Genomic DNA, 19,607 nt, shown 5'->3' with positions numbered 1-19,607 from the left:
GGTCGTGGTCGCAGGCAATCACGAGATGGGGCCGGAACCACCGTCCTCCGGGCCGCGTGCGGCAGAGATCGAGGCGCAGATTCCGTGGCTGCTCGACGGCGACGCGGCGATTCGCTGGCAGACCCGACGCGACCTGCTCGACCAGCCGCAAGACGCCTACACCCGCGACCGGGCGGCCGTGTCAAGCACCGGCTGGGGCGGTCGCCTCCTTGGGCTCCAAGCGCCTGACGGCACGTGGGGCGGTGGGCTCTACGGCCCGAAGTGGACATCGACCACCTACACGCTTCTGCTCCTGCGAAGGTGCGGACTGGACCCGACCGATCCTGACGCTCGCCGGGGGGTCAACAAGCTCTGGGACGGAGCGCGCTACTTCGACGGCGGGCTGACCGCGGCCGTGACCATTGACCTGCCCGAAGCATGCATCACCTCGATGTACGTTGCGCTGGCCTGCTACTTCGGCGTGGACGATCCCAGGGTCGACGAAGCCATCGCATGGTTGCTCGACAACCAACTCGCCGACGGCGGCTGGAACTGTCAGACCGTCCGCTTCGGTGACCAACACAGCTCCTTCCACACGTCGATCTCGGCTCTCGAGGCGCTCGCCGAGGCTCGGCGCGTTGGTCGGCGCCGGCAGAGTGCCCTTGCTGCGGCACTCGACGGCGGACGGGAGTTCTTCCTCGCCCACCACTTGTACAGGTCGCATCGAACCGGCGAGGTGGTCGACCAGGTGGTCACTCGCTTGTCATTCCCGCCCAGGTGGCGCTTCGACATCCTTCGGGGGCTCGATCACTTCGCGTCAACCGATGCGCCCTGGGACGAACGGTTCCAGGACGCACTCGACACACTTCTCCGCCGGCGCCACAGGGACGGCCGGTGGCCAGTCCAGCAGAAGCACGCCGGCCGAGTCTGGTTCGACATGGAGACGACCGGCGGCCCGTCCCGGTGGAACACTCTTCGAGCACTCAGGGTGCTGCGGTGGGTCGATCGCGCCCAAGCGGTGCACACCGGCCACGGGCCCCTGCGTCATGACCATCCGGTATCCGCCTCCTGTCAGAACTCGTGGTGATCCGGTGCGAAGGCCAAGCTTCGAGTCGGGGTCCCTGGTCGGTTCCGCGAGCCCGTCCGTGACGAGCGAGATCGGCCCTTCCTTCTCTCCCGATGGCGCAATCACCAGGGGTGCTTGCGAGACGATCGGCTGATACCCAGCAGGCTGGCCGCGAGGATTGCGGTCATGCGGTGGGCCGCATGGGGAGTCGGCGACAGCCGGATGAGTGCCGGTGCGGTTCCGGCGATACCGAATGAGCGGTCGAACAGCGAATCTCCGGCCAGACGTGCACCGCACCACGGATTGCTTCCGCCCGACGTCGTCCGTCCGAAATCAGTCCTCGGGCAAATGCGGTGACGCACTGGGCGCGTGCCGATGCCGAGCGTTTCGTTCTGATGGTGCGTCGTGAACTCGTCGACGTGTCCCGCCGGGCAACTGCCTCGTGGGTGACGGGCGTTGTGACTGCGTTGATCGTCCGGACCGGTGCCTTCGTGACCGGGCGGGGGATCGTCGCAGGGCAGACTGGCGCGATGGCCGAGATCATCGAGACGAGTCTTCCGGGTGTCGGGCTGCGGCACGAGCTGGTGTGCGAGAGCGGTGAGCGGGTGGGGGTGATCACGCGGCATTCCGGGCGTCGCGATCTGCTGGTCTTCGACGTGGAGGATCCCGACTCGGTCAGCAGGTCGGTCGCGATGAGCCCCGACGAGGCGCGCATGCTGGCAGATCTGCTGGGCGGTGCGACGCTCGTCGAGCGATTCGAGGATCTGCGCCAGCACATCGCGGGGTTGTCGATCGATTGGTTGCCGGTCTCGTCGCGCAGTCGATTCGCGGGAGAGGCGTTGGGCGCGACCGAGATGCGCACGCGCACCGGTGTCTCGGTGATCGCGTTGTTGCGGCACGGGACGGCGATTCCTGCTCCTGGTCCCGACGACGTGCTGGAGGCCGGTGACACGGTGGTCGTGGTCGGGCTGGCGGAGGGGATCGACGCCGCCGCTGGTCTGCTGTCCGCGGCGGAGCCGTGATGCTCGCAGCGTCGCCGGGTGCTGCGACCCTGCTCGTCGAGCTCGGGGGGATCCTGATCGGTCTTGCGGTGCTGGGTCGGCTCGCGGGCCGGTTCGGGTTGCCGGCGATCCCGCTGTACCTGGTGGCGGGGTTGATGGTGGGCGAAGGCGGTGTCGTCGAGCTGGTGACGGCCCGTGAGTTCATCGAGTCGGCGGCGCAGATCGGGGTGATCCTGCTGCTGTTGCTGCTCGGGTTGGAGTACTCCGGCTCCGCGTTGACGGGCGCCCTTCGCCGCAACAGTCGCGCCGGGGCGTTCGACCTCGTCCTGAACTTCACGCCCGGCGTCGCCGTCGGTGCTCTGCTCGGCTGGGGGCTCAACGGCGCCCTGCTGCTGGGCGGGATCACCTACATCTCGTCGTCGGGGATCATCGCCAAGGTGCTCGACGATCTCGGGAACACCGGTAACCGGGAGACGCCCGTCGTGTTGTCGATCCTGGTGATCGAGGACCTGGTGATGGCCTTCTACCTGCCCTTGATGGCGGGTTTGCTGATCGGTGGCGGTGCGTGGGAGATCGGGCTCGAGGTCGTCGCCGCAGTCGTCGCCGTCACCGTCACGTTGTTCGCCGCCGTGAGGTTCGGGCCGCGAGTGAGCGCAATGATGTTCACCCATTCCCGGGAGACGTTGCTGTTGACGCTGGTCGGTGTGGCGCTGCTCGTCGCGGGGGTCGCCGAACATCTGCAGGCGTCGGCGGCGGTGGGGGCGTTCCTGGTCGGGATCGCTCTCTCGGGACCCGCCGAGCACTCTGCTCGCGAGCTCCTCGTACCGTTGCGGGATCTGTTCGCCGCGATGTTCTTCGCGTTCTTCGGGTTGCAGATCGACCCTGCCGAGCTCCCCGGCGTGCTCGCGGCCGCAGCCGGCCTGGCGGTCGTCACGGCAGCGACCAAGGTCGTGACGGGATGGTGGAGCGCAGCTCGTGCGGGTGTCGCACGCCCGGGCCGGCTGCGCGCCGGCACGGTCTTGACCGTACGCGGCGAGTTCTCGATCGTCATCGCCGGGATCGCCGTCGCTGAGGGCGTGAACGCCGAGATCGGGCCGCTCGCCGCGGCCTACGTGCTCATCCTGGCGGTCGGCGGATCGCTGCTCGCACGTGCTGCGGACCCCGTCGCCCGCCGACTCAGAATGCGGTGACGCTACGCCGGGACGAGACGCTCAGGCGCCCGTGCCGAGCTCGGTGAACAGCTCGAGGAGCGCACCGATCTCGACGCCTTGCTCGTGGGGGTGGCGGAGGGGAGCTCTGCGGCTCACCCGGTAGTGGTTGCGACGGCCGATTCGCTCGTGGCTCAGATAGCCGGCGGCCTCGAGGTCGGCCACGATCCGCTGAGTGGATCGCTCGGTGATGCCCGCCAGCGCGGCGATGTCTCGGGACCGAGTATCCGGGTTCTGCGAGATGATCAAGAGCACCCGGGCGTGGCTCGTCAGGAAGGTCCAGGGTCGATGCTGGGCCTCGCTCTCTACCGACTCGCTCATCGCCGCCATCGTACGTCGCGAATGTCACGGATTTCGGGGCATCAGGTCTCGACAACGACATAAATGTCATGTTAAGCTCGTCGCACAAGGGGAGTATCCCGCTACAGCGATGCCGTCAGCACGGCCATCGGCCCGGCACGCTGGCCTCCGGGTGGGAGAGACCTTCGTAGTAGTCACTGGACTCGACGAACGGACAGGAGCCCTGACATGTCGGCCGCACCCCCGCTTCCGAAAGGGCGGCGCCGCACCGCAACAACGGGCCGGACCGCGACCTGGTGGGAAGAGCGCCGGACACGCCGCGAACAGCTGGCGCTGCTGCGGGCCCTCCGCCCCTGCCCCGACCTGAGCAGCGGTGGGAGGACCTTCCGGCCCTTGCCCAACAACAACTGCGTCGCGCGGAAGGCGACAGGACGGACGCAGCGGTGATGGACCGCTTCAAGCGCATCCTGGTGGCGGCGTCACCAGGACACCTCGAACCGGCCATGTTGCGCGCTGCGGCCGAGCTCGCCGAGACGAGTCGCGCCCGGTTGACGATCCTCGACGTCGTCGAGCCCGTCGGCCGACTGCGGCGGTTCGCGATGGTGCGGCGTGGAACGGTCGATGCTCACTCCGAACTCGTGCGGCAACGGTCTGAGCGGCTGCACCGACTCATGGCAGACACCCCGGTCGCCGACGGCGCCGAGGTCAAGGTGCTGGTGGGCCAGCCGTGCATCGAAGTGATCCGGCACGTGCTGGAGCACGACAACGATCTGGTGATCGTGGGCGGCCCGAGTGCCGACGGCCCGGGAGCGCCGGATTGCCCGAACGGTGTCTTGCAGCTGCTGCGGAAGTGCCCGGCAGCGGTCTGGGTGATGCGCCCACCACAGCCCGGCGCGTCCCGCATCCTGGCGCTGGTCGACCCGGACTCGGACGATCCGGCGCGGGACGGCCTGAACGGTCGCGTGCTGGCGCTGGCAGCGTCGCTCGCGGGCGGCGATCACGGGGAGTTGCACGTGGGCCACGCGCTGGAACGAACCGGTGAGCGCGCCGTACGGTCCTCGCCGCATGTTCGCCCGTCGCACGAGGTGGCGGACGTTCTGGCCGCGTCGGCCGACGCAGTGCACGGCGAGCGACTCGGTTCACTGCTCGAACGACACGACGTCGCCGAGTCCGGAGCCGAGGTGCACCTGGTCGAGGGTCACGCCGGCGAGGTGCTGCCGGAGCTGGCCCACGGCCTCAGCACCGAGCTGATCGTGATGGGCACGGTGGCGAGGACCGGGATCAGCGGCGTGATCATCGGCAACCTCGCGGAGACGATCCTGCGTTCGGTCCAGTGCTCGGTGCTGGCCGTCAAGCCGGACGGCTTCGTGGCCCCGGTCGGGCCGACCCCGGCGATGGTGGCGTGACGCCGACGACCCGCCCCCGGTCGCGGCCCGGGTGAGCGCCGGCGGCGAGGCAGCACGTCGAACGCAGTTGGCCCGCACCCACTCGGTGTCCGTTCGCTGTGCCGCCTCCTGGGGTCCCCTCGTGCCTCGTCGGCGCGCTCTGCGTCGTCTGTGGCGAGGGTCCGCTGTCCGAGCTTGCTCGGCCTCGTCGCTCGTGCGATCACTCGGGCGCGTCTAGGCTCCGTGCTCGGGCCCCTCAGATGAGTGGAACCGCCCGATAACCCCACGTGAAAGGGAACTCCCATGCGTGAACGACGACGGAGCCAACGCCTCGTGGCATTCGCAGTGTCCGCTGCCGTGGTGTTCGCCGCCTGTGGCGGCGACGACGAGGACGATGCTGACGATGCTGACGAGTCGGTAGCCGACGAAGCGGCAGACGACGAGCCAGCCGCTGACGAACCGGCAGCCGACGAACCGGCAGCCGACGAACCGGCAGCCGACGAACCAGCGGCCGGCGACGACATCGTGATCCCCGTGTGGATCGCGTTCGAGGACTACCGCCTCGACTGGACCAACGACGTCGCGGCGGCGTTCAACGAGCAGGTCGACGGTTACACCGTCGAGATCACCGGCTTCGCCAGCTACAACGACGCCTTCGAAGCCGCCATCCAGGCGATCAACACGGGTGAGCCCCCGGGGGTTGTCCACTTCTTCGAGGCGGCGACGCAGGAAGCGCGTGACGCGATCAGCAACGATGGTGAGCCCGTGTTCGCCGACCTGGAGGAGATCATCGCCGGCCGAACCGAGGTGGCCGGGGTGCCCGTCGTCCTCGATGATGTCGTGGCCTCCGCAGCGACCTACTACCAGCTCGACGGCTCGTACACCTCGATGCCGTGGAACACGTCGTCGGCGATCATGTTCTTGAACCGGACGTTGCTCGACGCCGCCGGTGTCGAGGGCACGCCCACCACGTGGCAGGAGCTCGAGGCGGCGTGCGCCGCATTCATGGCGTCTGATGCCGCCACGGATTCGTGTGTGACCTGGCCGAACCACAGCTGGTTCGTCGAGCAGGACATGGCCCTCCAGGGCGCGCTGCTGGCCAACAACGACAACGGCCGCTCCGACCGCGCCGACGAAGTGTTCATCGATTCTGACGCCATGGTCGATTACGTCACCTGGTGGAAGGGCATGGCCGACCAGGGGTACTACACCTACACGGGTACCCAGCGCGACTGGGGCGGCACGTACGACTTGTTCGCAGCCCAGAACGTCCCGTTCCTGCTGTACTCGTCGTCGGACACCACCGCCCTCACCGACGAAGGTGTCAACGGCGGCTTCGACGTCGAGGCTGCCTTCCTGCCCCGCAACGCTGAGGCCACCGGCGGCGGCGCCCTCATCGGCGGCGCCACCAACTGGGTGATCAACGGCCTCGACGAGACGACCCAGGACGGCGCGATCGCCTGGGTGAACTTCGTGTCGAACCCCGAGAATGCGGCGTCGTGGCACCAGACGACCGGGTACATCCCGATCACCGAAGGTGCGATCTCGGCCCTCGAGGCCGAAGGCTGGTACGAGGCGAACCCCAACCAGCGGATCGCCAGCGAGCAGCTGGCGGCGTCGCCCGACACGCCGGCCACGACCGGGGCGCTGATCGGCAACTTCGTCGCCATCCGCGACGTGATCACCGAGGCGATCGAATCGGTGCTCGTCAACGGCGATGATCCGGCCGAACGGCTGGCCAGCGCCCAGGAGGACGCCCAGATGCTCCTCGACGAGTACAACTTGCTCTTCGGCGACGGCTGACACCTTCGGCCGAATCGACGGGCCGGGGAGCTGTTCGGCTCCCCGGCCCGTCGGTATCGGCTCCATCTCGTGCCTCCGCTCGCACTCGTCGCCCTCCTCGTTGCCGCCGCTGTCGGTGCAGCGGGTTTGTCGCGAGTCGGGTCGCGCGCGATGCCGCTGCGACTGCTCGGCGGCGCGCTGGGCGGAGGTCTCGGTGCGCTGGCGGTGAGCGCTCCGTTGGACTTCTGCACCTTCAGCGACGAGTACGAGACCAAGGACTTCGTCTTCGGCCTGTTCCTGATGGCGCTCGGTGCGGCGGCGGGATTCGCGGCCGCTCGGGCCGTCCTCGCGCCGCCGAAGGAGACGGGGAGCGAAGCCAGCCACAGCGTGTGGCGAAGTTGGTGGATGCCATGGGTGCTGCTCTCGCCGACGCTGGCGGTGTTGGTCGTCTTCCTCTACTGGCCGGCGCTGCGCACGATCCGGTACTCGACGAAGCTGGCTCGCCTCTCCAACCCGAGGCGTGTCGACCGGTGCACGTTCAACTTCACCGAACTGATCGGTCCGTCGCGGCCGTGGCTGGCGCTGGTGCTCGCGGGACTGGGCATCGCCGGCATCCTCGCCGGCCTGCTGCTCGACCGCCAGGGCACGCGGATGAACCGCAGCGCCCGCTCCTTTGCCGCCTCGGTCAGCACGGTGGCGTTGCTGAGCGCGTTGGCGTTCGTCTTCACCGACGACTACCGCCAGGTGTACGTCGTCACGATGATCATCTCGGTCGGCACGGTGGTCGGCGGGCTCGCCATCGCACTGGGCATCGCCTTCATCTCGTACCAACCGATCCGCGGCGCATCGGTCTATCGCACCCTGCTCATCTGGCCGTACGCAGTCAGCCCGCCGATCGCCGGCATCTTGTTCTTCGTCATGTTCGACGCCAACACCGGCATCATCGACCATTGGACCACCTCCCTGCTCGACACCGGGCTCGCCGACTACCGCACGAGCGCGGTGCTCGCGCAAGGGGTCGTCATCATGGCCAGCATCTGGAAGACGCTCGGCTACAACCTGTTGTTCTACGTCGCCGGGCTGCAGACGATCCCGCCCGACCAGGTCGAAGCAGCGATGATCGACGGCGCCACGGCGTGGCAGCGCTTCCGCTACGTCATCATCCCGGCGCTGTCGCCGATCACCTTCTTCCTGATCGTCACCAACCTCACCTACGCGTTCTTCGAGACGTACGGGACGATCGACTTCCTCACCAAGGGCGGCCCCGCCGGCGAGACGAACGTCGCGATGTACGAGATCATCCAGGTGTTCAACACCGGCGGTGACCTCGGGCGGGGCTCGGCACAGTCGATGCTCCTGTTCGCCGGTGTCGTCGCGCTGACGATGTGGCAGTTCCGATCGACCGGAAGGCGGGTGAGCTATGGCTGAGACGAACGCCGCTGCACGATCCGGCAGCTCGACGGTGACCTCCGATGTCGCTCCGCCGAAACGTCGCCGCAAGGGTGCGCCCGGGCAACAAGCCCACTGGTACACACACGTCATCCTGATCGCCATCGTCGCGGTGATCGGCTTCCCACTGGCCTACGCGATGCTGGTGGGCACCCAGACCAACCAAGAATACTTCTCCCACCAGCTGTCGCCGGGGAGTGCGCTACGGGACAACTTCGACACGGTCTGGAACCAACGCGACATCGGCCTCTACATGCGGACGTCGACGATCCAGTCGGTGGTCATCGCGGCAGGGAAGTCGGTGACCGCGGTCCTCGCAGGCTTGGCCTTCGTCTACTTCAAGTTCAACCTCAAGGGCCCGGTGTTCTGGTTCGTGCTGGTCACGTTGATGATGCCCACGGAGATCTCGATCCTCGCCCTGTTCGAGATCGTCTCGGGCTTCGGTTGGACCAACTCGATGCTCGCGATCACCGTGCCGTTCCTGGCCTCGGCGACCGGGGCGTTCCTCTTCCGCCAGCACTTCTTGTCGATCCCCGCCGAGCTCTCAGAGGCCGCACGGGTCGACGGCGCCGGGCCGCTCCGATTCCTCTGGTCCGTCTTGCTCCCGTTGTCGTGGAACGTCTTCGGTGCCCTCGCCGTCATCCAGTTCCTGTACTCGTGGAACATGTACCTCTGGCCCAGCCTCATCATTCGAGAAGATGACTCGCAGACCGTGCAGATCGGGCTTGGTGCTTTGCAGAACATCGGTGGAGGGCTCTCCTACGGCCCCTTGATGCTCGGCGCCGTGCTGGCCTCGATCCCCCCGACGCTCGTGTTCGTGCTGCTGCAGAAGACGTTCCTCAAGGGGTTCGCGATCACCGCCGGGAAGTGACGGGGCTGCAGATCCCGTCCGCGCGAGGTCGACCGGACACTCGACGTTGCGGGACGCGAGCAGTTGCTCCGAAGAACGCCTGGTAGATGGCACTCTTCGTGGAGCTGGGGCACCGAACCACCGTTCGTCCGGTCGCGTTGCGCCTGATCACGGCATTGCGTCCCTGGTCAGGGTGCGTTCCGAGTAGCCGTTGGCGACCAGTGTTTCCCGTCCTTTCGCCGTTCCGTCCGTCCTCTTTCCGTCCGAGCACCGGTGTCGTTCGTGAGCAGATTCGGGCCGGCCGGCAGGTGGGTCGGAGCCTGCAGCACGATCACGGGGGCGTGGGATCGATCCGGCGGCGGGCACGCTCGATCGAGGCGGCCGCGGCGGAGCGAAGGTCGGACTCGCTGGACGAGTCGGTCGAATCGCTCCGATCGAGCGGCTCTTGCCGGTGGCGGGACTCGGCCGCCTCGGCTGCTGCCCGCGCGACCACGATCGCCTCGTCGTAGAAGCCATGGTCGGCGAGCGTGTCGGCCCTCATCAGCAGGCGTTCGGCCAATGGTGTGGCCACGACCGGGCGGAGGATGCTGAGTCCCCTTCGTCGCCGGAGGTGCAACAGCGTGACGAAGGCCAAGAACCCCGCCAGCGCCAGCACGCCGACCCACGTCGCAACACGTACTGCAACCGCAAGACACGCGGCGGCGACCCAAGCCAGTTCGAGACGCGTCTCCAGGCTGGCATAGACCTGGCCGCGGCGGGCACCTGGCGCTTTCGTCTGGATCGTCGCGTCGAGCGCCCGCCGGCCGACGCTCACCGCCACCCCGAGCACCAAGACCGTCAGCACGAGCGTGATGCGGTTGAACGCCACACCGCAGATCGCGGTCATGATCGCGGGGCCGATGAGTGCAACTGTGAACATCGACCGCTCCGTGAGACGCCGGCGCATCAACGGCGCGATCAGGGTGCCGACGAACGCGCCGACACCGTTCGCGAGGATCAGTGAGCCGAAGACCCAGGTCGGCTCTCCATCGGATCGCAGTGAGAACCCGAACTGGAACAGGGCGAATCCGATGGCGGCTCGCAGCACCATCATGTCCCAGACCGCTCCCGACACGTCCGGGCGGGCGAGTTCGAGGAGGGCGCTCGGGTCGATCGGTGCGATCGGGCGTGCGACCGATCGCACCCGCCACGCTGCCAGCGCCCCGAACACGTAGACCAGCGCGCCGATGCGCAGCGTCCACACTCCTGAGGACACCGAATACAGCCACACGGCCATGCCGGCCGCGACCGCGCCCGCGATCGTGGCACTGCGTGAGAGACGAGCGTTCGCCGACACCAGATCCTGCTGATCGTCGACCAGCGACGGTAGGAGCGCGTTGCGCGAGACGGTGTAGGTCTTCGCGACGACGAGCACGCCGAACGCGAGCGGGAACAGGAGCAGCGTCCGCAGGTGCTCGGCCAACAACCACGCCAGTGCGGCCCGAAGCATGAACGTGGCAACCATGGTGGTCGCCAGCCCACCGCGGACACGATCGACGACCGGGCCGACCAGGGGCGCCATCACCAGGAACGGCGCGAGCGTCAGCACGAGGAAGAGCAGCACGCGTGGGCGGGCAGCCTCGGCGGACACGCTGAAGAAGATCGATCCGGCCATCGACACCGTGAAGAAGGCTTCGGCTGCGCTGTGCGCGCAGTGGGTGATGGTCAGCCGGGAGAGTCGCGCAGGACCGAGAAACCAGCTCCGAACGAATCCAGCCGGCTGGCGCAGACGAGTTCGCAGTCGATCGGAATTGGCGGGGTCGGCACCCCTGTGAGCCGTCGCCTCACTCATCGCCGACGAGTACCTCGGGTTCGACCGGCTCGACGGCATCGATCACCCAGACGCCCGCCTGGTGAACAACCGTCACCAGTTGTGCATCGATCTCATCGGCAGCGACGTAGACCTCGACGCGAACGGTATGAGGTGGGGCGTCGGTGATCTTGCCAACGCCGATCAGCACACCGTCGTCACGTGGCGGAGCGCCATCGAGATCGGGGTCCACCGCCGCGTCGAAGTCGTCGACGAAGCGCACGTCGTACTCCGCCTCGAAGCTGTCGATGATCTTGACCTGATCGTCCAACGACAACGTGGCCCCGCCGACGCCGGCCACGTAGACGACCTGCGTCGATCCCGAACTCCGGGGCGGCGGCATGAACCGATCGATCACTGCCTCGTAGGTCGCCGCGTCGACTGCATCCCCGGAGCTGAGCGGACCGGTGTCGCCGCACGCGACCAACCCGACCATCGCGAGCCCGACACCCGCGAACCTCAACGCACGGGAGGTGCGACAACGTTGCACCACCCGCGGAGCCTACTCGTCGACATCGGTCGTGTCCGTCGTCCTTGCTGCCACTCGATCTGGCTCGGTCGGCGTCCTTGCACGGGCGATCGATCACGGTCCGCATCGTCGATCCCCGACGCCGGATCGGATCCCTCCGCAGCAAGGCGTCGATCAGCTCATCGACGAGCGCGACCGGCTTGGGCCTGGATTCGGGGTACGAGCCTCCGTCTATCCGCGGCATCTACCCTGGTAGATGGCGCTTTTCGTGGAGCTGGGGGGAATCGAACCCCCGTCCACCAGTCCGTGAACGGATCCGCTACGACCATTCCCGGCGCTGAGCCTGACGCTGGCTCGCTGGCGGGTCAGCTGATCTTGCGATCAACGCCCGAGCTTTCCCGGGAGTCAGCGGTCTTTCTCGCCGTCAGCGGTCTTTCCCGCCGTCATCGGCTACTTCTGTTGCCGGGCTGTAGCTGACTGGCCCCGTGCGGCATTTCTGCTCACGATGACTCTGCGCTCACCTGAGGATCAGGCGGCGAGAGTGAACTGCTCATCGGCAATTCTTTGGGTTGCCCCGTTTAGCGAGTCTGAGCAACTCGGGTCGCAAACCCGCCCAACAGTTCTGATGTCGAAACCAGTCAGCCCCGTGAACGGTATGTCACCACTCAACCTACTGGCTCGCCGGCGCGATCCCGGTCGGGATTCTGCGAATCGGCTGGCTACAGCAGCAGCTGGCCGGTCCAGCCGAGCAGGACCGCGCCGACGATCAACAGCGCGACCACGAGTGCGACGACCCGCGCCCGGGCGATCACGAACAGGCCGGTGATCGCGCCGACGCTCGTGCCGGCGCCGGTCACGATGAACGCCAGCGCCGGGCCAGGTCCCATGCCGCCGTCGACGAGTGTGGCGACGAGGGGGAGTGAGCCTTCGGTGTTGAGGTACACGGGGATGCCGAGCAGCGCGGCGAGCGGCACGGCGAGCGGGGAGTCGCCGCCGAGGTGGTCGGTCAGCCAGGCGGTCGGGATCGCCTCGATCATCAGGTAGCCGATCGCGGTGTAGGCGAAGAAGAACACGAGCAGCCGGCGGCCGAGTGTCCACACCTCACGTCCGTAGTCGGGAAGCCTCAGGCGCTCGTGCCACGGCGCAGCCGGCACGGTGTTCGCCACCGCCGCGCCGACCGAGTGGGTAGCCGGCGGGCGGGCGCCGTCCGTCGAACACGACCCGGCCTCCGGCTGCACCCGCGCTTGGCCCGCCAGCCAGCCCGTCCGCTCGATGGCGTGGGCCACCAGACCGGCGCCGACACCGAGCACGATGGTGCCGACGAAGAACACGAGGGCGAACGACCACCCGAAGAGCCCGGCGGAGAACACGAGCTCGGACGGACTGGTCAGCGGCGACGACACCATGAACGCCACCAGCGGCGCCCACGGCGACGACGAGGCGATCATCCCGAGCAGCACGGCGGTGGTGCCGCACGAGCAGAACGGGGTGAGCGTCGCCAGCGCCACCGCACCGAACGTCGCCAGCCACCACTTGCGACGCAGCAGCACCGAGACGCGATCGAGCCCTACGTAGACCGGCACCGCGGCGGCGACCACCACGGCGATCGCCAGGAAGGGCCAGACGTTGCGGAAGGTGCCGAGTACGTCATCGCCCACCCGCCCGAGGAGGTCGGTCAGCCACGACACGGTCGGTCCTTCGCATCGATGATCATCGATATGATCGTAGCAACGGATCGACTGATGTCAATACGTCACGGGTGGTGCCGCGTTCCGTCGGCGCCCGTCGGCGCGGGCGGCTCGTCGCTGGTCAGCGCCGGTGCGTCGAGCAGTAGCCGCGGCGGTTCTGCCGGGCGACGATGTCGAGCACGAAGCGGGACGGCGAGATCTGGTACCCGGTGCCGATCGCGTCCTCCCAGGCGCGCGAGCAGTAGTCCACGCGCGCAGGCCGCGGCCGAGTCGTGGGGTCCGAGGTGGAGTACAGCTTCATGGTCGTCCTCTCTCCACTGCCATCGTGACGGTTGCGACGCCGCACGGCGAGAGGCGAAGGTCCCCGGGACCCGTGATGAGCCCGGCGGCGCGCCCACGCTCGCAAGCACCCCGAGCGGGTCCCTCCCTGGAGAGGCCCGCCCGGGGTTGTCGAAACGCTGGGCGGGATCAGTTCGTTTCGAGCTGCTTGCCCCTCGACGGCGTCCGGCGGTCAACGCCTCGAGGATGACCGGCGCCCGGTTGCCATGATGATCGTTGCGGGAGCAATTGATGAGGGCCGAAGGTCCCGAGCGCACTGGGCCTTGGCCCGCAACGTGCCTGGTCAGACCGGTCGTCCAACGTCGAGCGCCGTTGCTCGGCTCGCGAGCGACGTCTCGTCCCAGCGCTCGCTGCAGCAAGCTGGCGACGTGCGGGCCGCCGCGCAGGCCGCGCCAGCTGTCGACTGCTGCGGGAAACCTACCCGGCTGCCGATCATCGGCCCGCGAGGGATCGGCGGTGCCACGGGTCTCGCCGGCGCCCCGCCGCGGCGTAGCGTCGCGGCCATGTCCGAAGCGTTCATCGTCGATGCCGTCCGCACTCCCGTGGGTCGCCGGGGCGGCGGTCTCTCCCAGATCCATCCCGCCGACATCGGTGGGCACGCGATCAAGTCGCTGATCGAGCGCAGCGGCGTCGACCCCAACGCGGTCGACGACTGTGTGTTCGGCAACGTCGACTCGATCGGCGTGCAGGCCGGTTGCATCGCTCGCACGTGCTGGCTCGCCGCCGGGTTGCCCGAGCACGTCCCCGGCGTGACGATCGACCGGCAGTGCGGCTCGGCCCAGCAGTCGGTGCACTTCGCTGCGCAGGCGGTGATGTCGGGCACGATGGATCTCGTCGTCGCCGGCGGCGTGCAGAACATGTCGATGGTGCCGATCACGTCGTCGTTCACGATCGGCCAGCCCGAGGACTTCGATCCGTTCACCGGCTCGACCGGCTGGACGACGCGGTACGGCACCGGTGACGTCACTCAGTTCCGCGGCGCCGAGATGATGGTCGACAAGTGGGACCTCACGCGCAAGGAGATGGAGGCGTTCGCCGTCGAGTCCCACGAGCGGGCGTTGCGGGCGCAGGCCGAGGGCCGGTTCGACAACGAGATCGTGCCGCTCGACGGCCTCGACCGCGACGAGGGCCCGCGCGAGCCCGACCTCGACAAGATCCGCTCGCTGCCGACGCTGACGCCCGACGGCAAGCTGACCGCGGCGGTCGCCAGCCAGATCTCCGACGGCTCGGCGGCGATGCTGATCGCCAACGAGCGTGCCGTCGACGAGCACGGGCTCACGCCGCGGGCCCGGATCCATCACATGTCGGTCCTCGCCGACGACCCGATCATGATGCTGTCGGCGCCGATTCCCGCCACGCATCGGGCGCTGGCCAAGACCGGCATGAAAGCCAGCGACATCGACCTCGTCGAGATCAACGAGGCGTTTGCGCCGGTGCCGATGGCGTGGCTGCGCGAGACCGACTTCGAGCACGAGCAGATCAACGTCAACGGCGGCGCAATTGCGCTCGGCCACCCGCTGGGCGCCACCGGCGCGCGGCTGATGACGACGCTGCTGAACGAGCTCGAGCGCACCGGCGGCCGCTACGGCCTCCAGACGATGTGCGAAGGCGGCGGCCAGGCCAACGTGACCATCATCGAACGCCTGTAGAACCGTTACAGAAGGTGTCAGACACCCCCTGTAACGTCGTGGTGGTGCGGCTGGCGAGCGAGTCCGACATCGCCCGGTTGACGCGGACCGCGACGCTCGCGTTCGCCCACGACCCGGTGATGCGGTGGTTCTTCCCCGACGACGAGTACTTCGAACTGCAGCCGGGCCTCGTCGAGTTCATGTGCCGTCGGTGGCAGGCGACCGGCTCGCTGTGGTGCACCGAGGACGGGGTCGCGATGGCGGGCTGGGTGCCGCCCGGCCGCCCGGAGGTCGACGTCGAGGCGCCCGCCGTCGAGCATCCGCCCTGGCGGCTCGAACGGTTCGGAGCGATCCGCGCCGCGCTCGAGGCGAACACCCCGCCGGAGCCGCACTGGTACCTCAACATGCTCGCCACCCACCCCGACTGGCAGCGGCAGGGCCTCGGCGCGGCCCTCATGGATGTCGTGTTCGAGCAGGCCGATGCCGCCGGTCTGCCGTGCTATCTCGAGACCGAGTCCGTCGAGAATGTCGCCTACTACCGCCGCCACGGCTTCGAGGTCCGCACCGAGTGGGACCTCCGCGCCGGCGATGATCCTGGCCCGCACATGTGGGGCATGCTGCGGCCCGCACGATGACCACGCCTCGCTTCCGAGTCGCCGGCACCGTGCTCGCCACGCGCGACGCGCAGGCGCTGGCGGCGTTCTACGAACGACTGCTGGGCTGGCCGCGGCGGGCGAGTGAGCCGGGTTGGGTCGTGCTCCGTCCCGACGGTCGGTCACACGGTCTCTCGTTCCACGAGGACGCGGCATACGTGCCTCCCGTGTGGCCGTCACGTGTGGGCGAGCAGCAGATCATGATCCACCTCGACATCGCCACCGACGACCTGGACGCGGCGATCGGCGAGGCGGTCGCTGCCGGCGCGACCGTCGCCGAGCACCAGCCGCAGCCCGGCGTCTGGGTGATGCTCGATCCCGACGGTCACCCGTTCTGCCTCTTCGAGTCGGATCTCGACTGACCGGGAACGATCGGGCGGACGGGATCAGACGGCCTGCGCGACGGTCAACTCGTCGCAGACCTGCTCGGCGAGCTCGACGAACCGCTCGAGTGCCGGCGGCACCGTCGCCCGTGACCGCCATGCGAGCGTCACCTCACGCGGCGGGATCGGTGGGTCGATCGGGAGCACGGCGACGCCGTCGTCGCCGGTCTCGACGGCGAGCAACGGCATCACGGCGATGCCCAGCCCCGACCGCACCATGGCCTGCAGCGCCGCGTTGTCGGAGGAGCGGAAGACGTAGCGCGGCGATCGTCCGTGGGCGAGGATCGATGCATTGACGCGGGCCTGGCACGAATCGCCGTCGCCGTGGCCGACCAGCGGCGAGTCGCCGAGCTCGCGCATCGTGACGACGTCGCCGGCGTGGTCGGCGGGTACGACGGCGACGAACGGGTCGGTCATCAGGCGCCGCTGCTCGAAGCCGGCGAGCACATCGCCGTTCGGGAGGAACGTCGCGTCGAGCTCGCCCTCGTCGACCATCTTGAGCAGCACCTCGGCGTTGTCGTGCTCGGTGAGCGCAAGCTCGAGGTTCGGCCGCTCGGCGGTGAGCAGCGCGACGATCCGCGGCAGGATCGCAACCGACACGCTCTCGAACGAGCCGATCGCAAGACGGCCGCGAGCACCGGCGGCGACCTCGGCGAGCGCCTCCTCGGCCTCGTTGAGCTGCCGGAACACCGACTCGGCGTAGGGGAGCAGTTGCCGGCCGGCATCGGTGAGGTCGACGGGTCGGGGCCCACCGGGACGATCGAACAGCGCGGTCCCGACCGTGCGCTCGAGACCGGCGATCTGCTGGCTCACGGCAGCCTGCGAGTACCCGAGGGCCCGGGCGGCGTGCCCGAACGAACGGTGCTCGCAGACCGCCAGGAAGGCAGCCAGGTGCCGGATCTCGATGTCGGTCGACCACATCTCATCCATAAGCCTACCTGATCGACTCGTTCGAAGATCATCGCTGGACTCGATCGAAGTCGATCCGTACCGTCGGAGTCGTCCACCCACCCCCCACGGAGGCAGCGACATGAACCGCATCGACCCGACCGCGATCGCCCGACAGGTCGCCACGTTCGGCCTCGACCGATCCGAGCCCGAACTGGCCGCACTGGCACAGCACGCCATGCGCCTCGGCGTGCTCCCCGCGATCGTCTCGCTGCTCACCGATCGCAGCGCCCCCGAAGTGGCGCGCGAGCGTGCCGTGGCCCGCATCAGCGCTGCCATCGTCGCGTTGCCGGCGGCACCGCTCGTCGATGTCGCCTGATGCTCGCTACAACGCGAACCCGCCGAGCTTGGTCTCGAGGTACTCCTCGATGCCGTCGTGACTGCCCTCCCGACCGATGCCCGAGTCGCCCATGCCGCCGAACGGTGCCGACGCCGCGGTGGGATTGACGTCGTTCACGCCGATGATGCCGAACCGCAGGCCCTCGAACGCCCGGATCGCCGTCGAGAAGTCGCGGGTGTACACGTAGGCGGCGAGCCCGTAGTTCGTGTCGTTCGCCAGGTCGATCACTTCGTCGACGTCGCCGTACGTGATCACCGGCGCGACCGGGCCGAACGTCTCCTCCCGGTAGATCTTCATGCCGTCGCCGACGCCGGCGAGCAGGGTCGGTGCGTAGAAGTGGCCACGCGTGAACTCGCCGTCGCCCAGCCGGTGCCCGCCGACGAGCGGGTCGGCGCCGCGCCCGACTGCGTCGTCGACCTGGTCGGCCACCTTGGCGACGGCGGCCTCGTCGACCAGTGGCCCGACGCCGACGCCGTCGTCGAACCCGTTGCCGGCCCGTACCTTCGACACGCGCTCCACCATCGTGGTCACGAACGCATCCTCGTGCTGCTCGTGGACGTACATCCGGTTCGGTGAGATGCACGCCTGCCCTGCGTTGAGGAACTTGAGTGCCGCCGCACCCTTGGCGGCGCGCACCGGGTCGGCGTCGGGGAACACGACGAACGGAGCGTGCCCGCCGAGCTCGACCGACACCCGCTTCAGGTTGCCGGCCGCGACGCCGGCGAGGTGGCGCCCGACGGCGGTCGAGCCGGTGAACGTCAGCTTGGCGACGTGCGGGTCGGTGGTGAAGACCTCGCCGATCGGCTTCGGGTCGAGCGCGGTCACCAGGTTGACGACGCCGGGCGGCGTGCCGGCCTCCTCGAAGATCTCGAACACCGCGCGTGCACACAGCGGCGTCGCCTCGGCGGCCTTCAGGACGAGCGTGCAGCCGGCGGCCAGCGCCGGCGCCATCTTCCGGGTCAGCATCGAGACCGGGTAGTTCCACGGCGTGATCATCGCCACGACGCCGACCGGCTGGCGCAGCACGAGGAAGCGCTGGTCCGGCCGCGCCGAGGGCAGCCACTCGCCGGTGACGCGCGTCGCCTCCTCGGCGTAGAAGCGGAGGAAGTCGGCGGCGTACTTCACCTCGGCCCGGCTCGCCTTCAACGGCTTGCCCTGCTCGCGGGTCATCAGCTCGGCCAGCGCCTCGCTGCGGTCGGTCATCAGCTGCCAGGCGCGGTACAGCAGGTCGGCCCGCGCCGCCGCTGTGCTCGTCGACCAGCCCTTGAACGCATCGTGGGCCGCCGCCACAGCGGCGCGGGCATCGTCGGCGCCGCCGTCGGGCACGCTCGCGATCACCTCGCCGGTCGCCGGATCCTCCACCTCGAACGACCCACCGCTGCGTGCATCTCGCCACTCACCGCTGATGAACATCCCGCCGACGATACGACCCGGTCTGTCAGGATCGGCACGTGGAGTGGTGGGAGGCGTTGCTGCTGATCCTCGGCGGCACGGCCGCCGGCGCGATCAACGCGGTGGCCGGCGGCGGGTCGACGCTGACCGTGCCGCTGCTCGTGCTCGCCGGCGTGCCTGGCAACAACGCGAACGCCTCGAACCGCGTCGGCATCCTGACGTCGAACGCAGCGGCCGCCGCGGCGTTCCGCCGCTTGGGGGTGCGGGGGCTGGGCCAGGCGATCCCGGTGCTGGCGCCCGTGGTCGTCGGATCGCTCGTCGGCTCGCTGCTGATCACGCGGCTGACCGACGAGACGTTCGAGCGGGTCTTCGGCCTGCTGATGCTTCCGATCATCTTCCTCTCGATCCGCCCGCCGAGGGTCCGCACCGACGCACGGGCTTGGAGCACGCCACTCACCGCGACCGTCTTCCTCGGCGTCGGCGTCTACGGCGGCGCCGTGCAGGCCGGCGTGGGACTCGTGATGCTCGCCGCGCTGACGCGCGCCGGCTACGACCTGATCACCGCCAACAACATCAAGGTCGTCGTCAACCTGGTCGTGACGGCGGTGGCGCTGCCGGTCTTCATCGCCCAGGGCAAGGTCGAGTGGCTGCCGGCGGTGATCCTCGCGGTGGGCCTGACCGCGGGCGCGTGGATCGGGGCGCACGCGGCGGTGAAGGGTGGCGAGCCGTTCATCCGCATCGTCATGGTGATCGCGGCGCTCCTCCTCTCCGGTCGCCTCCTCGGTCTGTACGGCTGATCCGGGCTTCGCCGACCGGTCGAGCCGGGTCGGTTGCACCTTCCGAGCTCGCGGTCTCCGCACCGGCGGTCTGGCGCCGCCGCTTCGACGCTCGCCCACCG

The 19,607-nt window shown here is 68.8% G+C and carries 19 protein-coding genes and 1 other RNA gene; 12 read left to right on the top strand and 8 right to left on the bottom strand.

Annotated elements, in window-relative coordinates; genetic code table 11:
- Positions 1–4 precede the first annotated feature (4 nt).
- The 3 genes from QNJ12_RS05905 to QNJ12_RS05895 all read left to right on the top strand — a co-directional run bounded on the left by QNJ12_RS05905 (position 5) and on the right by QNJ12_RS05895 (position 3,236).
- Positions 5–1,066, top strand: a complete 1,062-nt coding sequence (locus tag QNJ12_RS05905) for a hypothetical protein (protein WP_300620154.1) — start codon at positions 5–7, stop codon at positions 1,064–1,066.
- A gap of 509 nt (positions 1,067–1,575) precedes the next feature.
- Positions 1,576–2,067 (top strand): cation:proton antiporter regulatory subunit, encoded by a 492-nt coding sequence (locus QNJ12_RS05900; protein ID WP_300620152.1) that lies wholly within the window; start codon positions 1,576–1,578, stop codon positions 2,065–2,067.
- Positions 2,067–3,236, top strand: a complete 1,170-nt coding sequence (locus tag QNJ12_RS05895; protein ID WP_300620149.1) for a cation:proton antiporter — start codon at positions 2,067–2,069, stop codon at positions 3,234–3,236. Before QNJ12_RS05900 ends, QNJ12_RS05895 begins: the two co-directional genes overlap by 1 nt.
- 21 nt (positions 3,237–3,257) lie before the next feature.
- Here the strand turns inward: QNJ12_RS05895 and QNJ12_RS05890 are convergent, their stop codons facing one another.
- On the bottom strand, positions 3,258–3,584 hold the full coding sequence (locus tag QNJ12_RS05890) for a helix-turn-helix transcriptional regulator (protein ID WP_367281757.1): 327 nt from the start codon (positions 3,582–3,584) through the stop codon (positions 3,258–3,260).
- A 416-nt stretch (positions 3,585–4,000) separates the two neighbouring features.
- Between QNJ12_RS05890 and QNJ12_RS05885 the strand changes: the two genes are divergently transcribed.
- The 4 genes from QNJ12_RS05885 (at position 4,001) to QNJ12_RS05870 (ending at position 9,041) form a co-directional block, all read left to right on the top strand.
- Positions 4,001–4,960, top strand: a complete 960-nt coding sequence (locus QNJ12_RS05885) for a universal stress protein (RefSeq protein WP_300620144.1) — start codon at positions 4,001–4,003, stop codon at positions 4,958–4,960.
- Between the two features lie 312 nt (positions 4,961–5,272).
- Positions 5,273–6,742 carry an extracellular solute-binding protein gene (locus tag QNJ12_RS05880; RefSeq protein WP_300620142.1) on the top strand — a complete coding sequence of 490 codons (1,470 nt, stop codon included), beginning with the start codon at positions 5,273–5,275 and terminating at the stop codon, positions 6,740–6,742.
- Positions 6,743–6,892: 150 nt separating this feature from the next.
- Complete coding sequence (locus QNJ12_RS05875) at positions 6,893–8,149, top strand: carbohydrate ABC transporter permease (protein WP_300620140.1); 1,257 nt, start codon at positions 6,893–6,895, stop codon at positions 8,147–8,149.
- Complete coding sequence (locus QNJ12_RS05870) at positions 8,142–9,041, top strand: carbohydrate ABC transporter permease (RefSeq protein WP_300620138.1); 900 nt, start codon at positions 8,142–8,144, stop codon at positions 9,039–9,041. The genes QNJ12_RS05875 and QNJ12_RS05870 overlap by 8 nt, the downstream gene beginning before the upstream one ends.
- 310 nt (positions 9,042–9,351) lie before the next feature.
- Here QNJ12_RS05870 and QNJ12_RS05865 read toward each other — a convergent pair whose 3' ends face one another.
- The 5 genes from QNJ12_RS05865 to QNJ12_RS05845 all read right to left on the bottom strand — a co-directional run bounded on the left by QNJ12_RS05865 (position 9,352) and on the right by QNJ12_RS05845 (position 13,327).
- Positions 9,352–10,674, bottom strand: coding sequence for a hypothetical protein (locus tag QNJ12_RS05865; protein WP_300620136.1), 1,323 nt, complete (start codon positions 10,672–10,674; stop codon positions 9,352–9,354).
- Between the two features lie 169 nt (positions 10,675–10,843).
- Positions 10,844–11,362, bottom strand: a complete 519-nt coding sequence (locus tag QNJ12_RS05860; RefSeq protein WP_300620133.1) for a hypothetical protein — start codon at positions 11,360–11,362, stop codon at positions 10,844–10,846.
- Between the two features lie 242 nt (positions 11,363–11,604).
- Positions 11,605–11,984, bottom strand: a transfer-messenger RNA (tmRNA) gene (gene ssrA / locus QNJ12_RS05855).
- Positions 11,985–12,057: 73 nt separating this feature from the next.
- Positions 12,058–13,026 carry a permease gene (locus QNJ12_RS05850; protein ID WP_300620131.1) on the bottom strand — a complete coding sequence of 323 codons (969 nt, stop codon included), beginning with the start codon at positions 13,024–13,026 and terminating at the stop codon, positions 12,058–12,060.
- A gap of 121 nt (positions 13,027–13,147) precedes the next feature.
- Complete coding sequence (locus QNJ12_RS05845) at positions 13,148–13,327, bottom strand: hypothetical protein (protein ID WP_300620128.1); 180 nt, start codon at positions 13,325–13,327, stop codon at positions 13,148–13,150.
- A gap of 541 nt (positions 13,328–13,868) precedes the next feature.
- Here QNJ12_RS05845 and QNJ12_RS05840 point away from each other — a divergent pair.
- The 3 genes from QNJ12_RS05840 to QNJ12_RS05830 are packed head-to-tail and all read left to right on the top strand — an operon-like array spanning position 13,869 to position 16,008.
- Positions 13,869–15,014: an acetyl-CoA C-acetyltransferase gene (locus tag QNJ12_RS05840; protein ID WP_300620125.1), complete on the top strand. Its 1,146-nt coding sequence runs from the start codon at positions 13,869–13,871 to the stop codon at positions 15,012–15,014.
- A 14-nt stretch (positions 15,015–15,028) separates the two neighbouring features.
- On the top strand, positions 15,029–15,628 hold the full coding sequence (locus QNJ12_RS05835) for a GNAT family N-acetyltransferase (protein ID WP_300620123.1): 600 nt from the start codon (positions 15,029–15,031) through the stop codon (positions 15,626–15,628).
- On the top strand, positions 15,625–16,008 hold the full coding sequence (locus QNJ12_RS05830; RefSeq protein WP_300620121.1) for a VOC family protein: 384 nt from the start codon (positions 15,625–15,627) through the stop codon (positions 16,006–16,008). The genes QNJ12_RS05835 and QNJ12_RS05830 overlap by 4 nt, the downstream gene beginning before the upstream one ends.
- A 24-nt stretch (positions 16,009–16,032) precedes the next feature.
- Here the strand turns inward: QNJ12_RS05830 and QNJ12_RS05825 are convergent, their stop codons facing one another.
- On the bottom strand, positions 16,033–16,959 hold the full coding sequence (locus QNJ12_RS05825) for a LysR family transcriptional regulator (protein ID WP_300620119.1): 927 nt from the start codon (positions 16,957–16,959) through the stop codon (positions 16,033–16,035).
- A 100-nt stretch (positions 16,960–17,059) separates the two neighbouring features.
- Between QNJ12_RS05825 and QNJ12_RS05820 the strand changes: the two genes are divergently transcribed.
- The gene (locus QNJ12_RS05820; RefSeq protein WP_300620117.1) at positions 17,060–17,296 is read left to right on the top strand and encodes a hypothetical protein; all 237 of its coding nucleotides are present in this window, start codon (positions 17,060–17,062) and stop codon (positions 17,294–17,296) included.
- Positions 17,297–17,302: 6 nt separating this feature from the next.
- Here the strand turns inward: QNJ12_RS05820 and QNJ12_RS05815 are convergent, their stop codons facing one another.
- Positions 17,303–18,730: an NAD-dependent succinate-semialdehyde dehydrogenase gene (locus QNJ12_RS05815; RefSeq protein ID WP_300620115.1), complete on the bottom strand. Its 1,428-nt coding sequence runs from the start codon at positions 18,728–18,730 to the stop codon at positions 17,303–17,305.
- A 38-nt stretch (positions 18,731–18,768) separates the two neighbouring features.
- On the opposite strand from QNJ12_RS05815, the gene QNJ12_RS05810 reads away from it, so the two are divergent.
- On the top strand, positions 18,769–19,506 hold the full coding sequence (locus tag QNJ12_RS05810) for a sulfite exporter TauE/SafE family protein (RefSeq protein WP_300620112.1): 738 nt from the start codon (positions 18,769–18,771) through the stop codon (positions 19,504–19,506).
- Positions 19,507–19,607: the final 101 nt, after the last annotated feature.

It is taken from the genome of Ilumatobacter sp., assembly GCF_030065885.1.
In the GTDB taxonomy this organism is placed as follows: domain Bacteria; phylum Actinomycetota; class Acidimicrobiia; order Acidimicrobiales; family Ilumatobacteraceae; genus Ilumatobacter.
The sequence above is the reverse complement of the archived record's forward strand: the minus strand, read 5'-3'. Positions and strand labels throughout refer to the sequence as shown.